At 49.7% G+C, this 16,889-nt stretch carries 13 protein-coding genes and 1 riboswitch; of the genes, 2 read left to right on the forward strand and 11 right to left on the reverse strand.

Features of this window, described 5'->3' with window-relative positions:
- The 3 genes from LCM20_RS17815 to LCM20_RS17825 form a co-directional block, all read right to left on the reverse strand.
- Entirely contained in the window at positions 1 to 2,802 is a 2,802-nt protein-coding gene (locus LCM20_RS17815; protein ID WP_225196843.1) for an EAL domain-containing protein, read from the reverse strand.
- Positions 2,803 to 2,938: 136 nt separating this feature from the next.
- On the reverse strand, positions 2,939 to 4,117 hold the full coding sequence (gene chrA, locus LCM20_RS17820; RefSeq protein ID WP_225196844.1) for a chromate efflux transporter: 1,179 nt from the start codon (positions 4,115 to 4,117) through the stop codon (positions 2,939 to 2,941).
- Complete coding sequence (locus LCM20_RS17825) at positions 4,114 to 4,431, reverse strand: PadR family transcriptional regulator (RefSeq protein WP_225196845.1); 318 nt, start codon at positions 4,429 to 4,431, stop codon at positions 4,114 to 4,116. Before LCM20_RS17825 ends, chrA begins: the two co-directional genes overlap by 4 nt.
- Positions 4,432 to 4,573: 142 nt before the next feature.
- Between LCM20_RS17825 and LCM20_RS17830 the strand changes: the two genes are divergently transcribed.
- Positions 4,574 to 5,551 carry an NAD(P)/FAD-dependent oxidoreductase gene (locus LCM20_RS17830; RefSeq protein WP_225196846.1) on the forward strand — a complete coding sequence of 326 codons (978 nt, stop codon included), beginning with the start codon at positions 4,574 to 4,576 and terminating at the stop codon, positions 5,549 to 5,551.
- A 267-nt stretch (positions 5,552 to 5,818) separates the two neighbouring features.
- On the opposite strand, the gene LCM20_RS17835 is transcribed toward LCM20_RS17830, so the two are convergent.
- The 8 genes from LCM20_RS17835 to glsA all read right to left on the reverse strand — a co-directional run bounded on the left by LCM20_RS17835 (position 5,819) and on the right by glsA (position 16,149).
- Complete coding sequence (locus LCM20_RS17835) at positions 5,819 to 6,223, reverse strand: flavoprotein (protein ID WP_225196847.1); 405 nt, start codon at positions 6,221 to 6,223, stop codon at positions 5,819 to 5,821.
- A 48-nt stretch (positions 6,224 to 6,271) separates the two neighbouring features.
- Positions 6,272 to 9,721 carry a methionine synthase gene (gene metH, locus LCM20_RS17840; protein ID WP_225196848.1) on the reverse strand — a complete coding sequence of 1,150 codons (3,450 nt, stop codon included), beginning with the start codon at positions 9,719 to 9,721 and terminating at the stop codon, positions 6,272 to 6,274.
- Entirely contained in the window at positions 9,702 to 11,558 is a 1,857-nt protein-coding gene (locus LCM20_RS17845; RefSeq protein ID WP_225196849.1) for a bifunctional homocysteine S-methyltransferase/methylenetetrahydrofolate reductase, read from the reverse strand. Before LCM20_RS17845 ends, metH begins: the two co-directional genes overlap by 20 nt.
- A complete protein-coding gene (gene metC / locus LCM20_RS17850) occupies positions 11,545 to 12,738 on the reverse strand; it encodes a cystathionine beta-lyase (RefSeq protein WP_225196850.1) in 1,194 nt (397 codons plus the stop codon). Before metC ends, LCM20_RS17845 begins: the two co-directional genes overlap by 14 nt.
- On the reverse strand, positions 12,735 to 13,853 hold the full coding sequence (locus LCM20_RS17855; protein ID WP_225196851.1) for a methionine biosynthesis PLP-dependent protein: 1,119 nt from the start codon (positions 13,851 to 13,853) through the stop codon (positions 12,735 to 12,737). Before LCM20_RS17855 ends, metC begins: the two co-directional genes overlap by 4 nt.
- A 90-nt stretch (positions 13,854 to 13,943) precedes the next feature.
- Positions 13,944 to 14,051: riboswitch (SAM riboswitch) on the reverse strand.
- A 287-nt stretch (positions 14,052 to 14,338) separates the two neighbouring features.
- On the reverse strand, positions 14,339 to 14,671 hold the full coding sequence (locus tag LCM20_RS17860; protein ID WP_225196852.1) for a hypothetical protein: 333 nt from the start codon (positions 14,669 to 14,671) through the stop codon (positions 14,339 to 14,341).
- 84 nt (positions 14,672 to 14,755) lie between these two features.
- A complete protein-coding gene (locus LCM20_RS17865) occupies positions 14,756 to 15,202 on the reverse strand; it encodes a DUF4385 domain-containing protein (RefSeq protein ID WP_225196853.1) in 447 nt (148 codons plus the stop codon).
- Positions 15,199 to 16,149 (reverse strand): glutaminase A, encoded by a 951-nt coding sequence (glsA, locus tag LCM20_RS17870; protein ID WP_225196854.1) that lies wholly within the window; start codon positions 16,147 to 16,149, stop codon positions 15,199 to 15,201. The genes LCM20_RS17865 and glsA overlap by 4 nt, the downstream gene beginning before the upstream one ends.
- Positions 16,150 to 16,274: 125 nt before the next feature.
- On the opposite strand from glsA, the gene LCM20_RS17875 reads away from it, so the two are divergent.
- Positions 16,275 to 16,880, forward strand: a complete 606-nt coding sequence (locus LCM20_RS17875) for an ArsR family transcriptional regulator (RefSeq protein ID WP_225196855.1) — start codon at positions 16,275 to 16,277, stop codon at positions 16,878 to 16,880.
- The last annotated feature ends 9 nt before the right edge of the window (positions 16,881 to 16,889 follow it).

Here is a 16,889-nt window from a genome sequence, read left to right on the forward strand (position 1 = left end):
TCACCTCTTTGGTTTGATTATGGAAACTTGGTCTAGAAATTCATCTTCCGGAATCGGGGGACTGAAGTAGAACCCTTGAATCAAATGGCATCCTTTTTTATTCAAATAATTAGCCTGTTCGGCTGTTTCCACACCTTCTGCAATGACTCCAATGTTCAAGTTTTGAGAGAGGGAAATGATGCTGTCTGTAATTGCAGATTGGCTGGAGTCGGTTGTCAGCTCATCAATAAACGATTTATCAATTTTCAAGACGTCGACCGGAAAGTCCTTCAAATAGCCCAGCGAGGAGTAACCGGTTCCAAAATCATCAATGGAAATAAGCACCCCGAGCTGCTTCAACTGTTTGATCGTCTCGAGCGTTTGCTCGGTGTTGTGAATGATTAGGTTCTCCGTCAGCTCGAGTTCAAGTAGTTCAGCCGGAAGGCCGGTATCACGCAAGATTTGAGCTACGATATCCACTAGGTTCTTCTGGTTCAGCTGTTGAGGGGACAGGTTGGCGGACATCACCATTTCCCGGAATCCCTGATCATACCACTTCTTACGCTGGCGGCAGGCTTCCTTGATGACCCATGTTCCGAGCTTCGCAATAATTCCCGTTTCTTCGGCTAGTGGGATGAAGGTTTTGGGTGGCAGTAAACCGAAGGACGGATGTTCCCATCGGATCAAGGCTTCCATTCCGACAACTTCCATTGTTCTCATATCAACCTTTGGCTGGTAGTGGAGGACAAACTCCTCTTCTTGCTCTAGCGCTTTGAACAGATCATTTTCAAGCTGGATTCTCTCAAGAGAATTGCTTTCCAGTTCATCTGAATAGACTTGGAACTGATTTCCTGTCCGTTCTTTCGCTCGGTACATCGCGGCATCAGCGCGCTTTAATAGCTGTTCAGCGTTTAAGCCGTGGTCCGGATACAGGCTGATTCCGATACTCGTTTTGACGGAAATCTCCTGCTCATGGATATGACACGGGGCGACAAAGGCTTCTAAGATATTCTCAGTAATTCCTTTCACTTCTTCCATGTTGGATACGTTCGGAAGAAGGATGACGAACTCATCGCCACTTTGTCTAGAGACTGTGGCTTCCTTAGGCAGTACGCCCTCAAGTCTTTCGGCAACCTGTCTTAGAACGGAATCTCCGAAGCTGTGACCGAATGTTTCATTGATCTGCTTGAAGCGATCCAAATCCAAAAAGAGGACAGCTAGTAGGCGTTCTTGTGACTCTGCATAAGCAAGGGCCTGATTAAGACGGTCCTGAAACAGGGTTCTGTTTGGAATGTTCGTGACGCTGTCATAGTACGCATGATACTTGATCTGTTCTTCCATTTGTTTTCTTGCCGTAATGTCTTTCAGTGTGACCACATACCCAACGACGTTTTGGTCGATCTGTTGGGGGGTGATCATATATTCAGCCGGGAATGTCTTCCCGTTCTTCTTAATGAAAGTGCGTTCGAGCCTCTTATGGTTGTTGTAATGAATCTCATCATAGAAAGAGGCGCTATCCTCTTGGTCGACACCTAAAATGTGACTGAGAGAGGCTCCTTTCATTTCATCTGTGCTGCTGTAACCGAGGATGCTTTTAGCGGAAAGGTTGGAGAAAGTAATGGTTCCCTCTAAATCCATTCCGAATATGCCTTCACCTGCTGAATCCAAAATCAGTTCTTTTTCCTGACTGATCTGCTTCAGCTCTGAGAAAGCCTGTTCTAATTCTTCTTTCTTTTTCCTTACTTCGGACGTTCGGTCCTGTATGATCAATTCCTGCTTTTCCATGTACGTTAAATTGAATAACACTGGAGCCGTTGCATCGACAATGGATTCTACTAACTGCATGCTCGATCTCGAATAATGCGTCGTCGTCTCTCCTAATTGAACGACGGATACGGTTCCGAGAACATCTCCCATGGTGATGAGGGGGAGGATATAGATGCTTTTGATGTTGAAGTTGCGGCATACTTCCATGTTTGGCCTGGGGTCCTGATTGACGTCCGGTACGTACAAGGATTCTTTTTTACTAATCACCTCTATAAACAGAGGATCTTCTTCAAACTTAACATTCAACCGTTTATGTTGCTCTTTCCACTCCGCTTCATTCCAGTCGCTGTTCGAGCTCAAACTCGTAGGCGTAATCTGCCGTTCGGCGACAGGGTCGAGGAAGTGGGCGGCGATGTTATGGTTGTCGAGTACTTCACCGACGTAGCGGAAGCAGATATCAAGCGCCTCCTGGATCGAGGAGCTGAGTGAGAGTTCTCTTGTCACGTTTAGAAGCAGTTGTTTCTCAGAAATGAGCTTCTCTTTTCGCTTCAGATCATTCGAATTCCGAATGGCGACAGCGGCCATATTGATGTAGGCCTGGATGGATTCAATTTCAGATTCATTCAAGTTCATGGGGATACCGTAATCAAATAGGAAGGCAAGTCCGTACAAGTGGTTCTCGTGAATGACTGGGGCGACGAGTAAAGATGTGATTTTGAACGCTTTGATCGCTCGTTTGTCAGGGCGGTCATCCTTTGAAGTGTCTGGGATGTAAATCGTCTGCCCGGTCTCAATCACTTCTTTTGCAAGACGGTCATAGGCAGGGTCTACGACATGCATATCAAGCGTCATGCCATTAATGGTTTCGGGTTTTCCGACAAATCCCCGATACGTTCCATCATCTTGTGGTAAATAAATACCGACCGAATCACATTGGACAATTTCTTCCGAGATGGCTGTAACGACATGCATAAGAACTTCGCGTAAATCGAGCTTCGTATTAATGAGTTTGGTGATTTGCGCAAGGCGGGAGTATCTGGATTGTTCATCAGCCACGACAAAAACCTCCAATGCTAGTTGTATTGGTGAACACTTCGACATAAAATGGAAGAATCCTTCAAATTACGTGATGTTTTTTAGATATAATAAAAAAATAGCACTTAAGCATGGCTTAAGTGCTATTTTATGTCATTTATAACCAGGATAGTACGGCTCCTCCAGCCAGCCCGATCAATACAATCGCCCATGCCGGAACCTTGAAGAAGTGGAGAAGGGCGAATAGAAACGCCGCAAGGGCAAAGTCTCCGCCGTCTTCAATTGAGCTCGTAATCACAGGGTCATAGAAGGCCGCAAGTAAAATCCCGACAACACTTGCGTTCACACCTGTCAGTACGCCTTGAAAGGCAGGGCGCTTTCTCAGTTCATTCAAGAAAGGCAGTGCCGCCAGCAGGAACAAGAAGGAAGGCAGGAACATTCCCACTGTCGCAACGACTGCGCCAAGTACGCCTTCCATCATCGTCCCGAGGTAACTGGAGAACGTAAACAGGGGACCTGGAACAGCCTGAGCCATTCCGTAACCGGCTAGAAATTCATCTGCGTTCAGCCATCCAGTTGGCACCACTTCTCTCTCAAGCATCGGTAACACAACGTGCCCGCCACCGAATACGAGGGCTCCTACACGGAAGAACGTATCAAAGATCTGCATCAGAGCATGATCAATGTTGCGTGCCAGAATCGGAAGGAGAATAAGCAGGCCTGACAGGACGCTTAGAGAGGCCACGCCGATTTTTTTCGAAAACGTGACAGGGAAAGGCTGCACTTTGGATTCCTGCAAATTTGAAAACATCGTAAGACCGAACAATCCTGCAGCTAAGATGATAAGAAGCTGCATCCAGGCAGACGGATAGAGGAGAAGAATAGTGGCCGCATTCATAGCGATCAAGATCCTCGGCCTGTCCGGCGTCAGTTTTTTACCTAGACCGATAACGGCGTGCAGAACGACTGCGGCTGCCACGACCTTCAAGCTGTGAATAAAGGAGGCGTCGGCCAGGTCGAATGATTGATACATGAATGCGAACAGAACAAGGACGATCACAGATGGCATCGTGAAGCCGAACCATGAAATCAGACCACCGAGGAAGCCGCCGCGCAGCATTCCAATTGCAATACCGACCTGACTGCTGGCAGGGCCGGGAAGGAATTGACAGAGGGCGATGATATCCGCATATGTTTTGTCATCGATCCATTTCCTGCGGTCGATGTATTCGTCTTTGAAGTAAGCCAGGTGGGCGACTGGACCTCCAAAAGATGTCAGTCCAAGCTTCGTTGATGCTTTGAATATTTCAGTTAATGAACCTTTAGGTTTGCTCATGTTGAATTCCTCCAATCTTTCTCTAACACTTCTTCTGCCAACTCACGGACTTGATGCTTCGCTTCTTCTAAAAGCTCGCGTCCTTCGTCTGTGATGACATAATATTTACGAACCTTTCCTTTCACATTTTCCTCATATTTATCAAGAAACCCATTGGTATGAAGCTGTTTCAACGTAGGATACAGCGTGCCCGGGCTGATGTCGTAACCGTGGGAAGCGAGTTCTTCCATTAAGAAGGCGCCGTAGATCGGTTCGATGTCAGCATGGTACAAAATATGAATTTTGATAGACCCTAGAAAAAAGTCTCGAAGCATGTAATCCCTCCTCGTTATCGAAATCCGATATCATTATACGATAATGATGAAAGACAATCTACCTCTTCAGCACATGCTTTACAAACTCTTAATATACAGCTTATACTATTGATAATGATTCTCAATATAAGGAGCGGAAACGATGAGTGACTTGTTTGATGTAACCATTATCGGTGGAGGAACTACCGGCTTATATACAGCTTTCTACAGCGGCATGAGAGATTTGAAGACAAAAGTCATAGAGTACCAGCCACACATGGGCGGGAAGGTGTCCTTTTTTTATCCGGAAAAGAAGATTTACGATGTCGGCGGATTTCTAGGAGTGAAGGGGGAAGAGCTTGTCCAGAACGTTGAAGAACAAGCGGCCTTCGAAGAACCGGCCATTGTGTCAGGGGAGAAGATCATCTCGATAGAAAAGAAAGAAGACGGCAGCTTCGAGCTGACGAACGAACAGGGCGGGAAGCACCGCTCGCGGACGGTGATCATCGCATCCGGATTAGGAACGTTCGAAATGCAGCCGTTCGAGGTGACGAACAGCGAATCCTTCCAAGAGTTCATCCATTACACGGTTCAATGGAAGAATCAATACGAAGGAAAAAAGGTCGCCGTCGTATCCGACAGTCGTGTAGGCATTGACTGGTCGCTTGCTCTTGAAGGAATTGCGTCCTCTGTCGACTTGATCAATAGAGGAGAGAAGTTCAAAGCCGCTTCCGAAAAAGACGTCGGAACGCTTGAATCATCCAATGTCCGTGTCCATTGGCAAAGGACGGTGGAAACACTGGATGGCGAAGAAAAACTGGAGCAGCTGACCCTTGATAACGGGGAAGTGCTGGAAGTCGATGACATCCTCGTCTATGAAGGCTTGCACATCGATAAGAGCCTTTATGAAGAGTGGGGCTTGAAGACGGAGAAAGGCCGGATTCCGGTAGAGCCGGACATGCGCTCCAACATCGACGGCGTGTTCGTCGCAGGAGATGCCGCCATCTACAATGGAAAAACGATGCTGATCGCTTCCGGATTCAATGAAGCCATGGCCGCCGTCAACAGCGCCGCCCAATATTTGAACCCCAAAGCCAGCCCTCAAGTGTACAGCACAGTCATTTATAAGCATCATTCGTGAATTTTCTGTTTTTCAGCGTGCAGTAGAGTTAGGTAATGGCGTTAATCGACGTTTTGCAGAGTTGAAAGGCTAGAAACGTAGATAAAAGCGATATAAACGACGTTTTGTTGAATTGAAAGGCTGAAAACGTAGATAAAAATGCTATAATCGCCATTTCGTTGAATGAGAAGATAAAAAACGACGATAAAACCCAAAGCACCAACTTCTCAAAAGAAGCCAGAAACGAACCCCCACCCAATCCAGCAAACAAACCAAAAAAGCTTCCCCTCAGCGGGAAGCTTTTTCTAATACAGGACTTTTCACACCAGCTTCAATATAGGAACGGACAAGCTTCCACGTTTCATCTTCATAGCGGAACGTATCAAAGAATAGATTCGAAGCGGGCAGAGGCTCGCCTGCAATGACTACAGATACCCAGAACACCGCCATCCATTCATCGGCCTTCGTCTGAGTCACTGAATGGTTCGTGTAAATCCAGTTCATATCCTGACCTTCAAAATGCTCAAAAGCCTGACGCCAGCCTTCAACCGACTCCTCACGGCCATAGTCCATGTGCTCACCGTCTCGAATCTCACGCGCAATAAACTCCTCTGCGATCACTTCCTTCAAGAAACCCAGATCGTGCTTGCGGGCCCGCTCCTTAAAGGTTTCAAAAAACGTATAAAAACTCATCCTGAACACCTCCACCTCACACCTTCGACAAAATGGAAGAAATACCCTTTAATGAACGTTGAAATATCGAGCTTCCGGGTGGGCGAACACCATAGCTGTCACCGACGCCTCCGGTTCCATCATGCATTCCTCCGTCAGCTCCACACCAATGTCCTCAGGCTGAATCAACGTAAACAGCTTGCGCTGATCCTCAAGCTCGGGGCAGGCCGGGTAGCCAAACGAAAAGCGCTGCCCCTGGTATTTTGCAGAGAAACGTTCCTGCATCGTGAAGTCGGTGGGATCCGGGAAGCCCCACTTATCACGCATCAATTGGTGCACCTGCTCAGCCAACCCTTCCGCCGTTTCCAGCGCAAGTGCCTGCAGGGCATGACTCGCGAGGTAATCCCCGTTCTCCTTCAACTCGACAGCACGCTGACGAATCCCCTTACCAGCCGTCACCGCAAAGAACCCGACATAATCCATCTCCCCACTCGAGACCGGGCGCAGGTAGTCAGCCAGACAAAGAAACTGCTCCTTCTGCTGACGCGGGAACGTAAACCGCTCAATCACCGTCGACCCATCAGCCGGGTCATAAATCAACACATCATCCCCGTCAGACTGCGCCGGGAAGAAACGATACATCGCAGAAGGCCGAATCCACCCCTCCGACCTCGCCTTCTCCAGCAACCCATCCACAACCTCGTTCAAATGAACCGCCTTCTCATTTCCTTCCTCCAGCATCTTCGCCACACGCCCCTTCAACCCGAGGTGATGACCAATCAACATCTGACGATTAATATAAGGCTCAATATGCGCCACCGGATGATTCCGAATCAAGTGACGATCCAGATCTTTCGGTGTAAAAACTTCAGCCGCTCCCACTGTCGGTTTCGGCTTAACGGCGACAGCCGTCTGAGCTGATTCCGTCTCTGCACGTTTTTTTACACGTTCCTGCGCTTTCTGCTGTTTGGTGGCATAATCGGTCAAGAATTCTTCCCGCTCCTCACCACTAAGCTGGTTGGAAATCGCAAGACCATCCATCGCGTCCTTCGCATACAGGACGGGCCCTTCGTATTCAGGTGAAATCTTCGTATTCGTGAATTTACGTGACAACGCCGCTCCACCGACGAGAATCGGAATCGAAATGTTCTGCTGCTTCAAATCCTGCGCCGTCAGCACCATCTGCTGGGCAGACTTCACGAGAAGACCCGACAAACCGATCATGTCCGGCTGCTCTTTTTCAATCCTTTGAATCAGCTCGTTCGGCGTCACTTTGATGCCGAGATCGACGACTTCGAAGCCGTTGTTGCTCAGGATGATCTCGACTAAGTTCTTGCCGATATCGTGGACATCCCCCTTAACGGTTGCGAGCAGCACTTTCCCTTTTTTGTTCGATGAATCGTCCGCTTCCATATGAGGCTCCAGATAGGCGACAGAGGCTTTCATCACTTCGGCGCTCTGCAATACCTCTGCGACGATGAGCTGGTTGTCGTTGAACAACCGCCCGACTTCCGCCATGCCGTCCATCAACGGACCATTGATGATCGAGAGGGGAGCGTCATATGTGCTCAAAGCCTTCTCGAGATCTGGAATCAGGCCTTCTTTCGTCCCTTCCACAACATAGTGGGCGAGGCGCTCCTCAAGCGTCATCGTAGAAGTCGGAGCGTGCACTTCTTTTTTCTTCCCGCGGTAAAAGTCGGTGAACGTTGCGAGCGACTCATCGGTCGTTTCGAAGAGAAGCTTTTCCGCTAAGGCGACCTCATCTGCTGAGATGGAGGCGAAGCGCTCGAGCTTCTCGGTGTTGACGATTGCATAGTCGAGTCCCGCTTTCGTGCAGTGGTACAAGTACACCGCATTCAGCACTTCGCGTCCGACGGGAGGGAGACCGAAGGAGACGTTGCTGACGCCGAGTACCGTCTGGCAGGCGGGCAATTCTGCTTTGATCTGACGGATGCCTTCTACGGTCGCTTCGGCGGATCCGATGTACTGTTCATCTCCGGTGCCGACAGGGAAGACGAGCGGGTCGAAGATAATATCTGAAGGGTTCAAGCCGTACTCTTCGACAAGGATGTCATGAGAGCGCTTGGCAATCTCGAGCTTCCGTTCCACGGTCACGCCCATGCCGACTTCATCAATGGTTCCGACGACGACCGCCGCCCCGTAACGTTTTACGAGAGGGAGGATTTCCTTGAATCGCTCTTCGCCGTCCTCTAAATTGATCGAGTTGATGATGACTTTCCCTTGAGATATTTTCAGGGCCGTCTCGATAACCTCTACGTCGGTCGAGTCGATCATAAGCGGGACCTTCACTTTGTTGACGACCTGCTTCATGAAGGCTTCTATATCCGCGCGTTCATCGCTGTCCGGGTCGGCCAGGCAGATGTCGATGACCTGCGCACTCTTTTTGACTTGGGCACGAGCGACCTCGGAAGCTTCTTCGAATTTATTTTCTGCGATCAATCGTTTGAATTTGCGCGAGCCGATGACGTTCGTCCGCTCTCCGACAAGGATCGGCCGGCGGTCTGGATCGTCATAAAGGAGCGGCTCGATGCCGGACACAGCGTGGGCGTGGGAAGCGGGGGCTTTTCTAGGAGCATAACCCTTCACCGCTTCCTTGATGGCACGGATGTGATCCGGTGTCGTCCCGCAGCAGCCGCCGACGACGTTCAGCCACCCTTTCTCCGCGAATCCGCTGATTTTTGTCGCTAACGATTCCGGTGTTTCGTGGTAGTTGCCTTCTTCATCGGGCAGTCCTGCGTTCGGGTAACAGCTCACGTGAGTGGTCGCGAGGTCTGATAAGGAACGAAGGTGGTCGCGCATGAACTCTGGTCCTGTCGCGCAGTTCAACCCGACGACCAGTGGATTCATATGCTCAAGGGATAAGTAAAAGGCTTCGATCGACTGACCGGCAAGGGTGGTGCCCATCGGTTCGATCGTCCCGGATACGATGAGTGGAAGGGAGAACCCGAGCGTTTCCTCGGCACGTTTGATTCCGACAAAAGCGGCTTTCACGTTCAGCATATCCTGGGACGTTTCAAGCAGTAACAGGTCGACGCCACCCTTCATCAGACCGCGTGCCTGTTCCTCGTAGGCATCGGCTAAGGCGTCGAATGTCGTTCCGCCTGTGACGGAAAGGGTTTTGGTCGTCGGTCCCATTGCTCCGGCAACGAAGCGAGGAGTGCTGTCTGTTGAAAAACGAGCCGCCTGCCGCTTGGCGATTTTGGCTGCTTCGATGTTGATTTCTTCAGCTAAGTGTCCGAGTTCATAATCATCCAATACGAGGCTGGTGGCGCCGAATGTGTTCGTTTCAATAATGTCTGAACCTGCTTCCAAGTATGCGGCATGAATGGTATCGAGCACGTGTGGAGCGGTCACGTTCAAGTACTCGTTGCACCCGTCGTACGCTTCACCACCGAAGTCCTCCGCCGTTAAGTCTGCCTGCTGCAGCATCGTTCCCATCGCTCCATCTAAGATGAGGATGCGTTGTTGTAAGTGTGCTTCAAGTGACGTGGATCCCATTGGTGACCTTCCTTTCCTGTCCGGTTTTCTCGTGAATATAGTTCGTGAGCTCAAGTGTCATTTCGTATCTCAGGAACGGGGTGATCAAATAGATGCCATTGAACAAATCCATGGCTGCATCGATCAGTGACTTGGCTATGGCCAGTCCTTCTGTCTGAGATTGTTCACGGTCGCCATCAACGGCGGCCATCCGTTCCAGTATTGAATGTTCAAGCTTCATGCCTGGCACTTCGTTATGAAGGAACTCAGCATTTTTGAGCCCGGTAAGCGGCATGATGCCGATGTAGATGGGAGTCTCGATATGTTTGGTTGCTTCATAGACTTCAAGCATCTGAGATTCGTTGAATACAGGCTGGCTGATAAAATAATCTGCGCCGTAGGAGATTTTCTTTTCCATCCGTCCGACAGCCCGGTTCAAGTTCCGTACATTCGGGTTGAAGGCGGCGGCCACCGAGAAGTTCGTGCTTGCGCCGAGAGGCTTCCCGGAGAACGAAAGTCCTTTGTTGAGCTGCTTAATGTAATGAATCAGGTCGAATGAAGATAAGTCGTACACTGACGTCGCACCCGGGAAGTCTCCGATTTTCGTCGGATCGCCTGTGACAGCGAGGACTTCCTGGATGCCGAGCGTATGCAGTCCCATCAAATGAGATTGTAAGCCGACGAGATTCCGGTCGCGGCAGGCGATGTGCACGAGTGGGTTGATCTCATGCTTCTGCTTTAATAGAGAAGCCATCGCGGCATTGCTGATTCTAGGGGAGGCAAGGGAATTATCGGCAAGCGTAATGGAATCGACACCTGCTTCATGAAGCGCTTGGGCTCCTTCGAAAAAGCGATCCGTATTCAACTTCTTCGGTGGATCGAGCTCGACGATGACAGAACGCTGTTTCTTCGCGACCTCGTGCAGGCGTGGCGGCTCGTTCACGTCCCGTTCAGAGACGATGGTCGGCTCGGGTTGTCTCAGAACCTGCTTCTCTGTAATCGGTGGCAGACCTTTCACCTGCTGGGCCATCGCTTTGATATGTTCAGGCGTCGTGCCGCAGCATCCACCAATCAAGCGTGCCCCTTGTTCATAAAGGGACTGAGCACTCTTTTGAAAGTATTCAGGAGCCGTCGAGTAGACGAGGCGTCCTTCCTGAAACCCTGGAAGACTCGCATTCGGATAGGCGGAGAGCACAGCTCTTTCAGGGAGGGGAACTTCCTCCAATGATTGAATCATATGATAGGGTCCGAGACGGCAGTTGACCCCGACCACATCAGCTCCTGCCGCTTCCACCTGCTCGAGCGCATCTGCAAGTGCCGTCCCATCCTGCAGTACGCCCGGTTCATGCGTAGAGATGTGAGCGATAATCGGCAGGTCCGTCTCGTTTCTCGCAATCTCAACGACGGCTGAAAGCTCTTCTAAGTCGTAATAGGTCTCGAGCAACAGACCGTCCACTTTTTCGAATAAAAAACAGTAGAGCTGTTCACGGAAGCAGCGTTTGATTTCTTCTAATGAAATGGTCTGTTTCTGAATGCCGCGCAGTCCTCCGATCGTGCCGACGACGTACTGTTCATCGGTTGCAGACTGTTTGGCGAGCTTGACGGCCGCGGTGTTGATCGCTTTTACTTGATCCTCGAGCCCATAGCGGGAGAGCTTGCTGTAATTCGCTCCGTATGTGTTTGTCTGGATCACGTCGGCCCCTGCTTCGACGTACGCCTGGTGGACACGGATTACTTCTTCTGAGTGTGAGAGGTTCAACTCTTCGAAACAACGATCAATGCCGTATGAATAGAGGAGGGTACCCATCGCGCCGTCACCGATTAAAATTCTGTCCTGCAATGCTTCACGTAGATTCACTTCGAATCCTCCCGTCTAAAAATAAATGGTGGGTTTGAATGCCTTGAAGGGCTTGTTTGAAGTCTTCAATCAGATCATCCGGATGTTCGAGCCCGACAGAGAGTCTCAATAACCCATCTGTAATGCCCCGCTTCTCACGTTCTTCCTGTGGCATAGAAGCATGAGACATCCTTTTCGGGTAAGACAAAATCGATTCGACCGCCCCTAAACTGACCGCAAATACCGGGATCTCCGCTCTTTGAGTAAAGGTGCGTACAGCGTCTTCGTCCTTCAGTTGAAAGGAAAGGACAGCGCCCGGTCCGTCTGCCTGATAACGGTGTGTCGGGTGGCCGGGATGTGTAGAGAAGCCGGGGAAATAGACTTTTTCAACTGCAGGATGCTTGGATAGGAACAAGGCTACTTTGCCTGCCGTCCTTTGTGATTGTTCAAGACGGCAGAATAATGTCTTCAACCCTCGCAACACGAGCCAGCAATCGTGCGGTCCTAAAATCGACCCGAAGGAATTTTGTAAGAAGCCGAGTTGCTCTCCTAATGCCACATTGTTCGTTACCGCAAGGCCTGCCACGACATCACTGTGACCGGCAATGAACTTCGTTGCGCTGTGAAGGACAAGATCAGCGCCGAGGTCGAGCGGCCGTTGAAGGGCGGGGGTCATGAACGTATTATCCACGAACGTCAGACAGCCGTTCGCTTTGGCGAGCTTCACAACCGCTTGGATGTCCGTAATGTTCAGGACCGGGTTCGACGGCGTTTCGATGTACAACAGTCTCGTATTCGGTTGAATCGCTGTCGCGACCGCATGGAGGTCGGTCATATCAACAAAGGTATGATCGATTCCGAATCGTTGCAGCACATTGTGGATCATCCGGTAAGTGCCTCCGTACACGTCTTCTGTAATGACGACGTGGTCGCCTTGAGACAGCAGCATGAAGGAGGTGGAGATCGCCGCCATGCCTGAGGCGAAAGCGAAGCCCCTTGTGCCGTTCTCAAGCTCGGCGATCGTTGTTTCCAGTGCTTCGCGCGTCGGATTGCCGGAGCGGCTGTAATCGTATTTGGCCGGTTGGTCGAATGACTGATGATACGTCGAGGCGTGCTGTACAGGGACGCTGACACCGCCGGTTGCGGGATCGAACTTGTAATCGTTATGCAGGAGTCGGGTTTGGAACGTGTGATCGGTCATTTTATCGATTCCTCCTTCAAAAATTGGTCAAGCGTTTGATTAAGATCTTGGATCAAGTCGTCGATGTGTTCAATTCCGACAGAAAAGCGCAGCAGGCGATTGCATACGCCATAGCTTGTGCGGACGTCTTCTGGAATGTCCGCATGGGTCTGGGTGGCCGGATACGTAATAAAGCTTTCGACGCCCCCGAGGCTCTCGGCGAAGCTGATCACATCCAAGTTTCGAAGAACGTCATCGACCCATTCTTCTTTCTGTAGCCGAAACGAAAGCATCCCGCCTCTACCAGGATAGAGGACGTCTGTGACAGCCGGGTGGGATTCTAAGTAATCGACAATGCGCTTTGCATTCTCCTCATGCTGCTTCATCCGTAACGGGAGAGTTTTCATGCCCCTCATCAATAACCACGAGTCAAAAGGAGAGAGGACAGCGCCGGATGTATTTTGATGGAAGGCAACCTGATCACTCACAGCTTCTCCCTTTGTGACGATTAAGCCGGCCAGCACGTCATTATGTCCGCCGAGGTACTTGGTCGCACTGTGAATGACGATGTCCGCTCCTTCGGCAATCGGCTGCTGGAGAAAAGGCGTGTAGAGCGTGTTGTCGACGACAACGAGTAAGTCATGTGCCTTTGCGGTGGGAACGATCCCATCAAGGCTGACCACCTTCATCAACGGATTGGTCGGGGATTCGATGTAAACAGCTTTCGTATGTTCATTGATAAGAGGCTTAAGGGTCTTTTCGTCCTCACCATTCCAGTAGTGAAAGACGAGACCATACTTCCTGGAGAATTCTTCGAACAGGCGGTACGTCCCACCATATAAATCCTCCGACACGATCAGTTCGTCGCCCCGTTCAAACAAAGAGAGGACGGTGTGGATCGCGGCCATTCCGGAACTGAAGGCAAATCCCCGGTCTCCCTTCTCGATTGAAGCGATCGATTCTTCTAAAATTGCGCGGGTAGGGTTGCCCGTTCGGGTATAATCAAACCCTGTCGATGTGCCAAGTCCTTCATGACGGTAGGGGGTGGAGAAGTAAACCGGAGGGTTCACCGCTCCGTTCGGGTCATGATTGTGATTGCCGGTCTGTACAAACTGCGTATCCGTATGAGGTGCCATCAAACGAACTCCTTTCTTTCAGTTGATAATTTTGGAAAATAAAAAACGCCTTCTATAAGAAGAAGGCGTTTGAGTCCGATTCAGCGCTCCTTCTTATCTTTCAAGTTTCTAGAACTTGCTGGAGTTAGCACCTTTCTGGTTCGACCAGTGGTTGCTGAAGCTTCGACGGGCCAGTCCCTCAGCTTCTCTTGATAAGAATGTGATGCATTCAATTTTTGGTAAATCTTTTTCCTAACTCTACACTATGTGGTGAGCTTTGACAATATTAAAAACGAAATTTTCTAAAAAATCTCACGCCAAAGAAGAAGGTGGCGTTCACCTTCTTCTTTGGCGTTTAAAAGGTCTTAAAACGTAGAGAGAAGCGGTCTCTCTTCCGTTTTCTCAAGTAAGAGGGGAAGAAGCAGACGAGAGAGCGATGCTCACAACGTTTTTATATTCGGGTGTACGGTGTAAATGTTCTGATGGGCTTCTTCAGAGCAGTTTTCTTAATGGCAGATTCCTAGGTTGAAGGCGATGATTTTCAGCTGGGCCGCGATCGTGGCGATCCAAAACAGCTGACTCGCAGAGAATACGGTATACCACGTCTTTTTTCTCAAAAGGCGCTGCCTGTTCTTGAAGATGTAGAAGGCGACGGGAGCTGTGAGAACGGTAAAGAGCAGCGGAAGACCGAGGAATCCCTTATATTCACTCATCCATAGGAAGCCGTCAAACAAAGGGATGATGATCGTAGGTGTTGTGATGATGGAGATGAAATAGAATCCGATCGCCCAGGACAAAAGCATCGTTCCGAGAAGGATGATGAGAGGATAAGTTTTCACACGACATGACTCCCTCATACGTTAATTCCGATAAAATTCATCGGTTTAATAGTATCTTACGTGCGAGGGAGTGAAATGTCAACGTTATCCGTACTGTTTCTGGTGCTCTTTTTTCTTTTTCAAATACTCCTCGTCTTCCCGGGCTTTGATCCATTTCTCTTCAAAGATCTCGGCGGACTTCGCTTTTTCCTCGTCGATGTCGCGGTCGTTGATGTTCCCGTCGTCATCGTATTTCTTGCCGCCTTTGTAGTTGGCATAGCGACGCGATCTTGTGTATCCCATCTGAAGGAATTTGCGCGCCATATCCATGCCGACGAAGTCGTTCTTTTCTTTGTAATCGAGAAAAAGCTGATAAATTTTTTCGGACGATCCCTTGGCGATGTCGGGTGTTTTGAATCGCCAGTGGGGGAGGATTTCACTCTTGTACGGCTCCACCATCAAGACGCCCTGTTCGCCTCGTCCGACACGGTAGAGTTCGGGATTCTCCCGGAAATCCGTATTCTTAAAGTCCATATCATAATCGAAACTCATGATAACCCTCCGTTTTCGCCGAACATGTTCAAGTCCAAGTCCTGCGACAGTTTCTTGATCAGTGCGCCTCCTGCTGTGCTGTTCCCTTTGGCATCGATTGCCGGACCGATGACGCCGATTCCCATGCGACCTGGGATGGCCCCGATGATGCTGCCGGACACGCCGCTCTTACACGGAAAGCCTGCTTCGACGGCATAATGTCCGGAAGAGTTGTACATTCCAGATGTCATCATAATGGCTTTGACCGTCCTTAAATGATGCGGAGGAATCAACCTGTCATCTGAACGGGGGGACCGTCCACCTCTCGCCAAAAACAGCCCGACGCGGGCGAAGTCGTCGCAGCACATCATTACAGAATTCATTCGGTAATAAAGGTCGAGCGCCTCCTCCACATCCGTAACAAGCGTCCCCGTGCTCTGCATAAAGTAAGCGAGAGCTCGGTTGCGTGCCCCGTTCGCTTTTTCCGCTTCATAGACATCTTCACTCATGGCGAGGTCATCGTTATCGGTAATCTCCTTGAGAAACGTAAGGTATCGTTCGAAGCGGTTCGCCGGGTTCTGTCCTTTGATCATCGCGCTGACCGCAATAGCCCCTGCGTTGATCATCGGGTTGAACGGCTTGCTCGTATCATAGGACTCGAGCTGGCTGATCGAATTGAAAAAGTCGCCCATCGGTTCCATGCCGACCGCATTGAAGACACGCTCTTTCCCGAAATCCTGCAATGCAAGCATCAAGCCGATGACCTTCGACGTGCTTTGCATCGGGATGAACTGGCGGTGATCACCAGCCGAATAGCACTTCAAATCCGTCGTGATGATGGAAACCCCGAGCAGGTCCTTCATCGTTTCGTCGAAGTTCGGTAAGGTCATATTGACGTTGCCGGAAGCCGCGAAAGGACGGCTGTCTTCAATCGCCTCTTCTAAATACTGTATCGATAACTCCTTCATAGGTTCGCCTCCTTGATGCTTTAGTTGTACCCTTTGGGCGAGAAGGAATAACTTTTATTGACATCTTATCGCCTTTATCAGATAATACAGTTAAATTAATTTTACCGAGTAAATGGAGTGAACAGATGTTTGATATCAAGCTTTTGACAACATATGAACAACTGAAGGCTTTGAGTGATCCGTTCCGTTCGCAGCTTCTGCTTCGGCTGATGGAGAAGCCACAAACAGGTCAGCAGCTATCGGAAGTCTTCGATCTATCCCGTGCCAGAATTCATTATCACCTGAAGGAATTAGAAAAAAATGAACTGGTCGAGATCGTGAAAAAAGAAGAGAAAAACGGCATCGTCCAGAAGTTTTATCAGGCCGTTGCCCGTGGATTTGTACCGGATCAGTCTTTGCTGCCTTATTCGGAAATGTCCGAAACCGTTCGTCAAACGATGATGAGCATGCTCGAACGTTCAAAGAGACGCGTGTTGTCTGCGCCGGAAGAGGCTTTAAAGGAAGACACAGGCTCAAAGGATCCATCGAATTGGAAGTACGTGTCCAGCTCGTTTGAAATCAAAGCTCGGGAAGAGGATTTCAAAGCTTGGCAGGCCAAGTTTTATGATTTGATGCGGGAGTTATCAGAGATTCAAAAGAAAGAGCCGACAGATGATGCAAAACTGTATTACATTCACCTTCTTGGCTTTCATGTGGACGATGGATTGTATGAAAAAAAGGAAGAGTCGTAAGCATCGGAC

The organism is Halobacillus litoralis, assembly GCF_020171725.1.
Classification (GTDB): Bacteria; Bacillota; Bacilli; order Bacillales; family Halobacillaceae; genus Halobacillus; species Halobacillus litoralis_F.

Excerpts from the sequence above, each read along its gene's own strand:
- chrA (WP_225196844.1), bottom strand. The coding sequence starts at position 4,117 with ATGAGCAAACCTAAAGGTTCATTAACTGAAATATTCAAAGCATCAACG.
- LCM20_RS17825 (WP_225196845.1), bottom strand. The coding sequence starts at position 4,431 with ATGCTTCGAGACTTTTTTCTAGGGTCTATCAAAATTCATATTTTGTAC.
- LCM20_RS17830 (WP_225196846.1), top strand. The coding sequence starts at position 4,574 with ATGAGTGACTTGTTTGATGTAACCATTATCGGTGGAGGAACTACCGGC.
- LCM20_RS17835 (WP_225196847.1), bottom strand. The coding sequence starts at position 6,223 with ATGAGTTTTTATACGTTTTTTGAAACCTTTAAGGAGCGGGCCCGCAAG.
- metH (WP_225196848.1), bottom strand. The coding sequence starts at position 9,721 with ATGGGATCCACGTCACTTGAAGCACACTTACAACAACGCATCCTCATC.
- metC (WP_225196850.1), bottom strand. The coding sequence starts at position 12,738 with ATGACCGATCACACGTTCCAAACCCGACTCCTGCATAACGATTACAAG.
- LCM20_RS17855 (WP_225196851.1), bottom strand. The coding sequence starts at position 13,853 with ATGGCACCTCATACGGATACGCAGTTTGTACAGACCGGCAATCACAAT.
- LCM20_RS17865 (WP_225196853.1), bottom strand. The coding sequence starts at position 15,202 with ATGAGTTTCGATTATGATATGGACTTTAAGAATACGGATTTCCGGGAG.
- glsA (WP_225196854.1), bottom strand. The coding sequence starts at position 16,149 with ATGAAGGAGTTATCGATACAGTATTTAGAAGAGGCGATTGAAGACAGC.
- LCM20_RS17875 (WP_225196855.1), top strand. The coding sequence starts at position 16,275 with ATGTTTGATATCAAGCTTTTGACAACATATGAACAACTGAAGGCTTTG.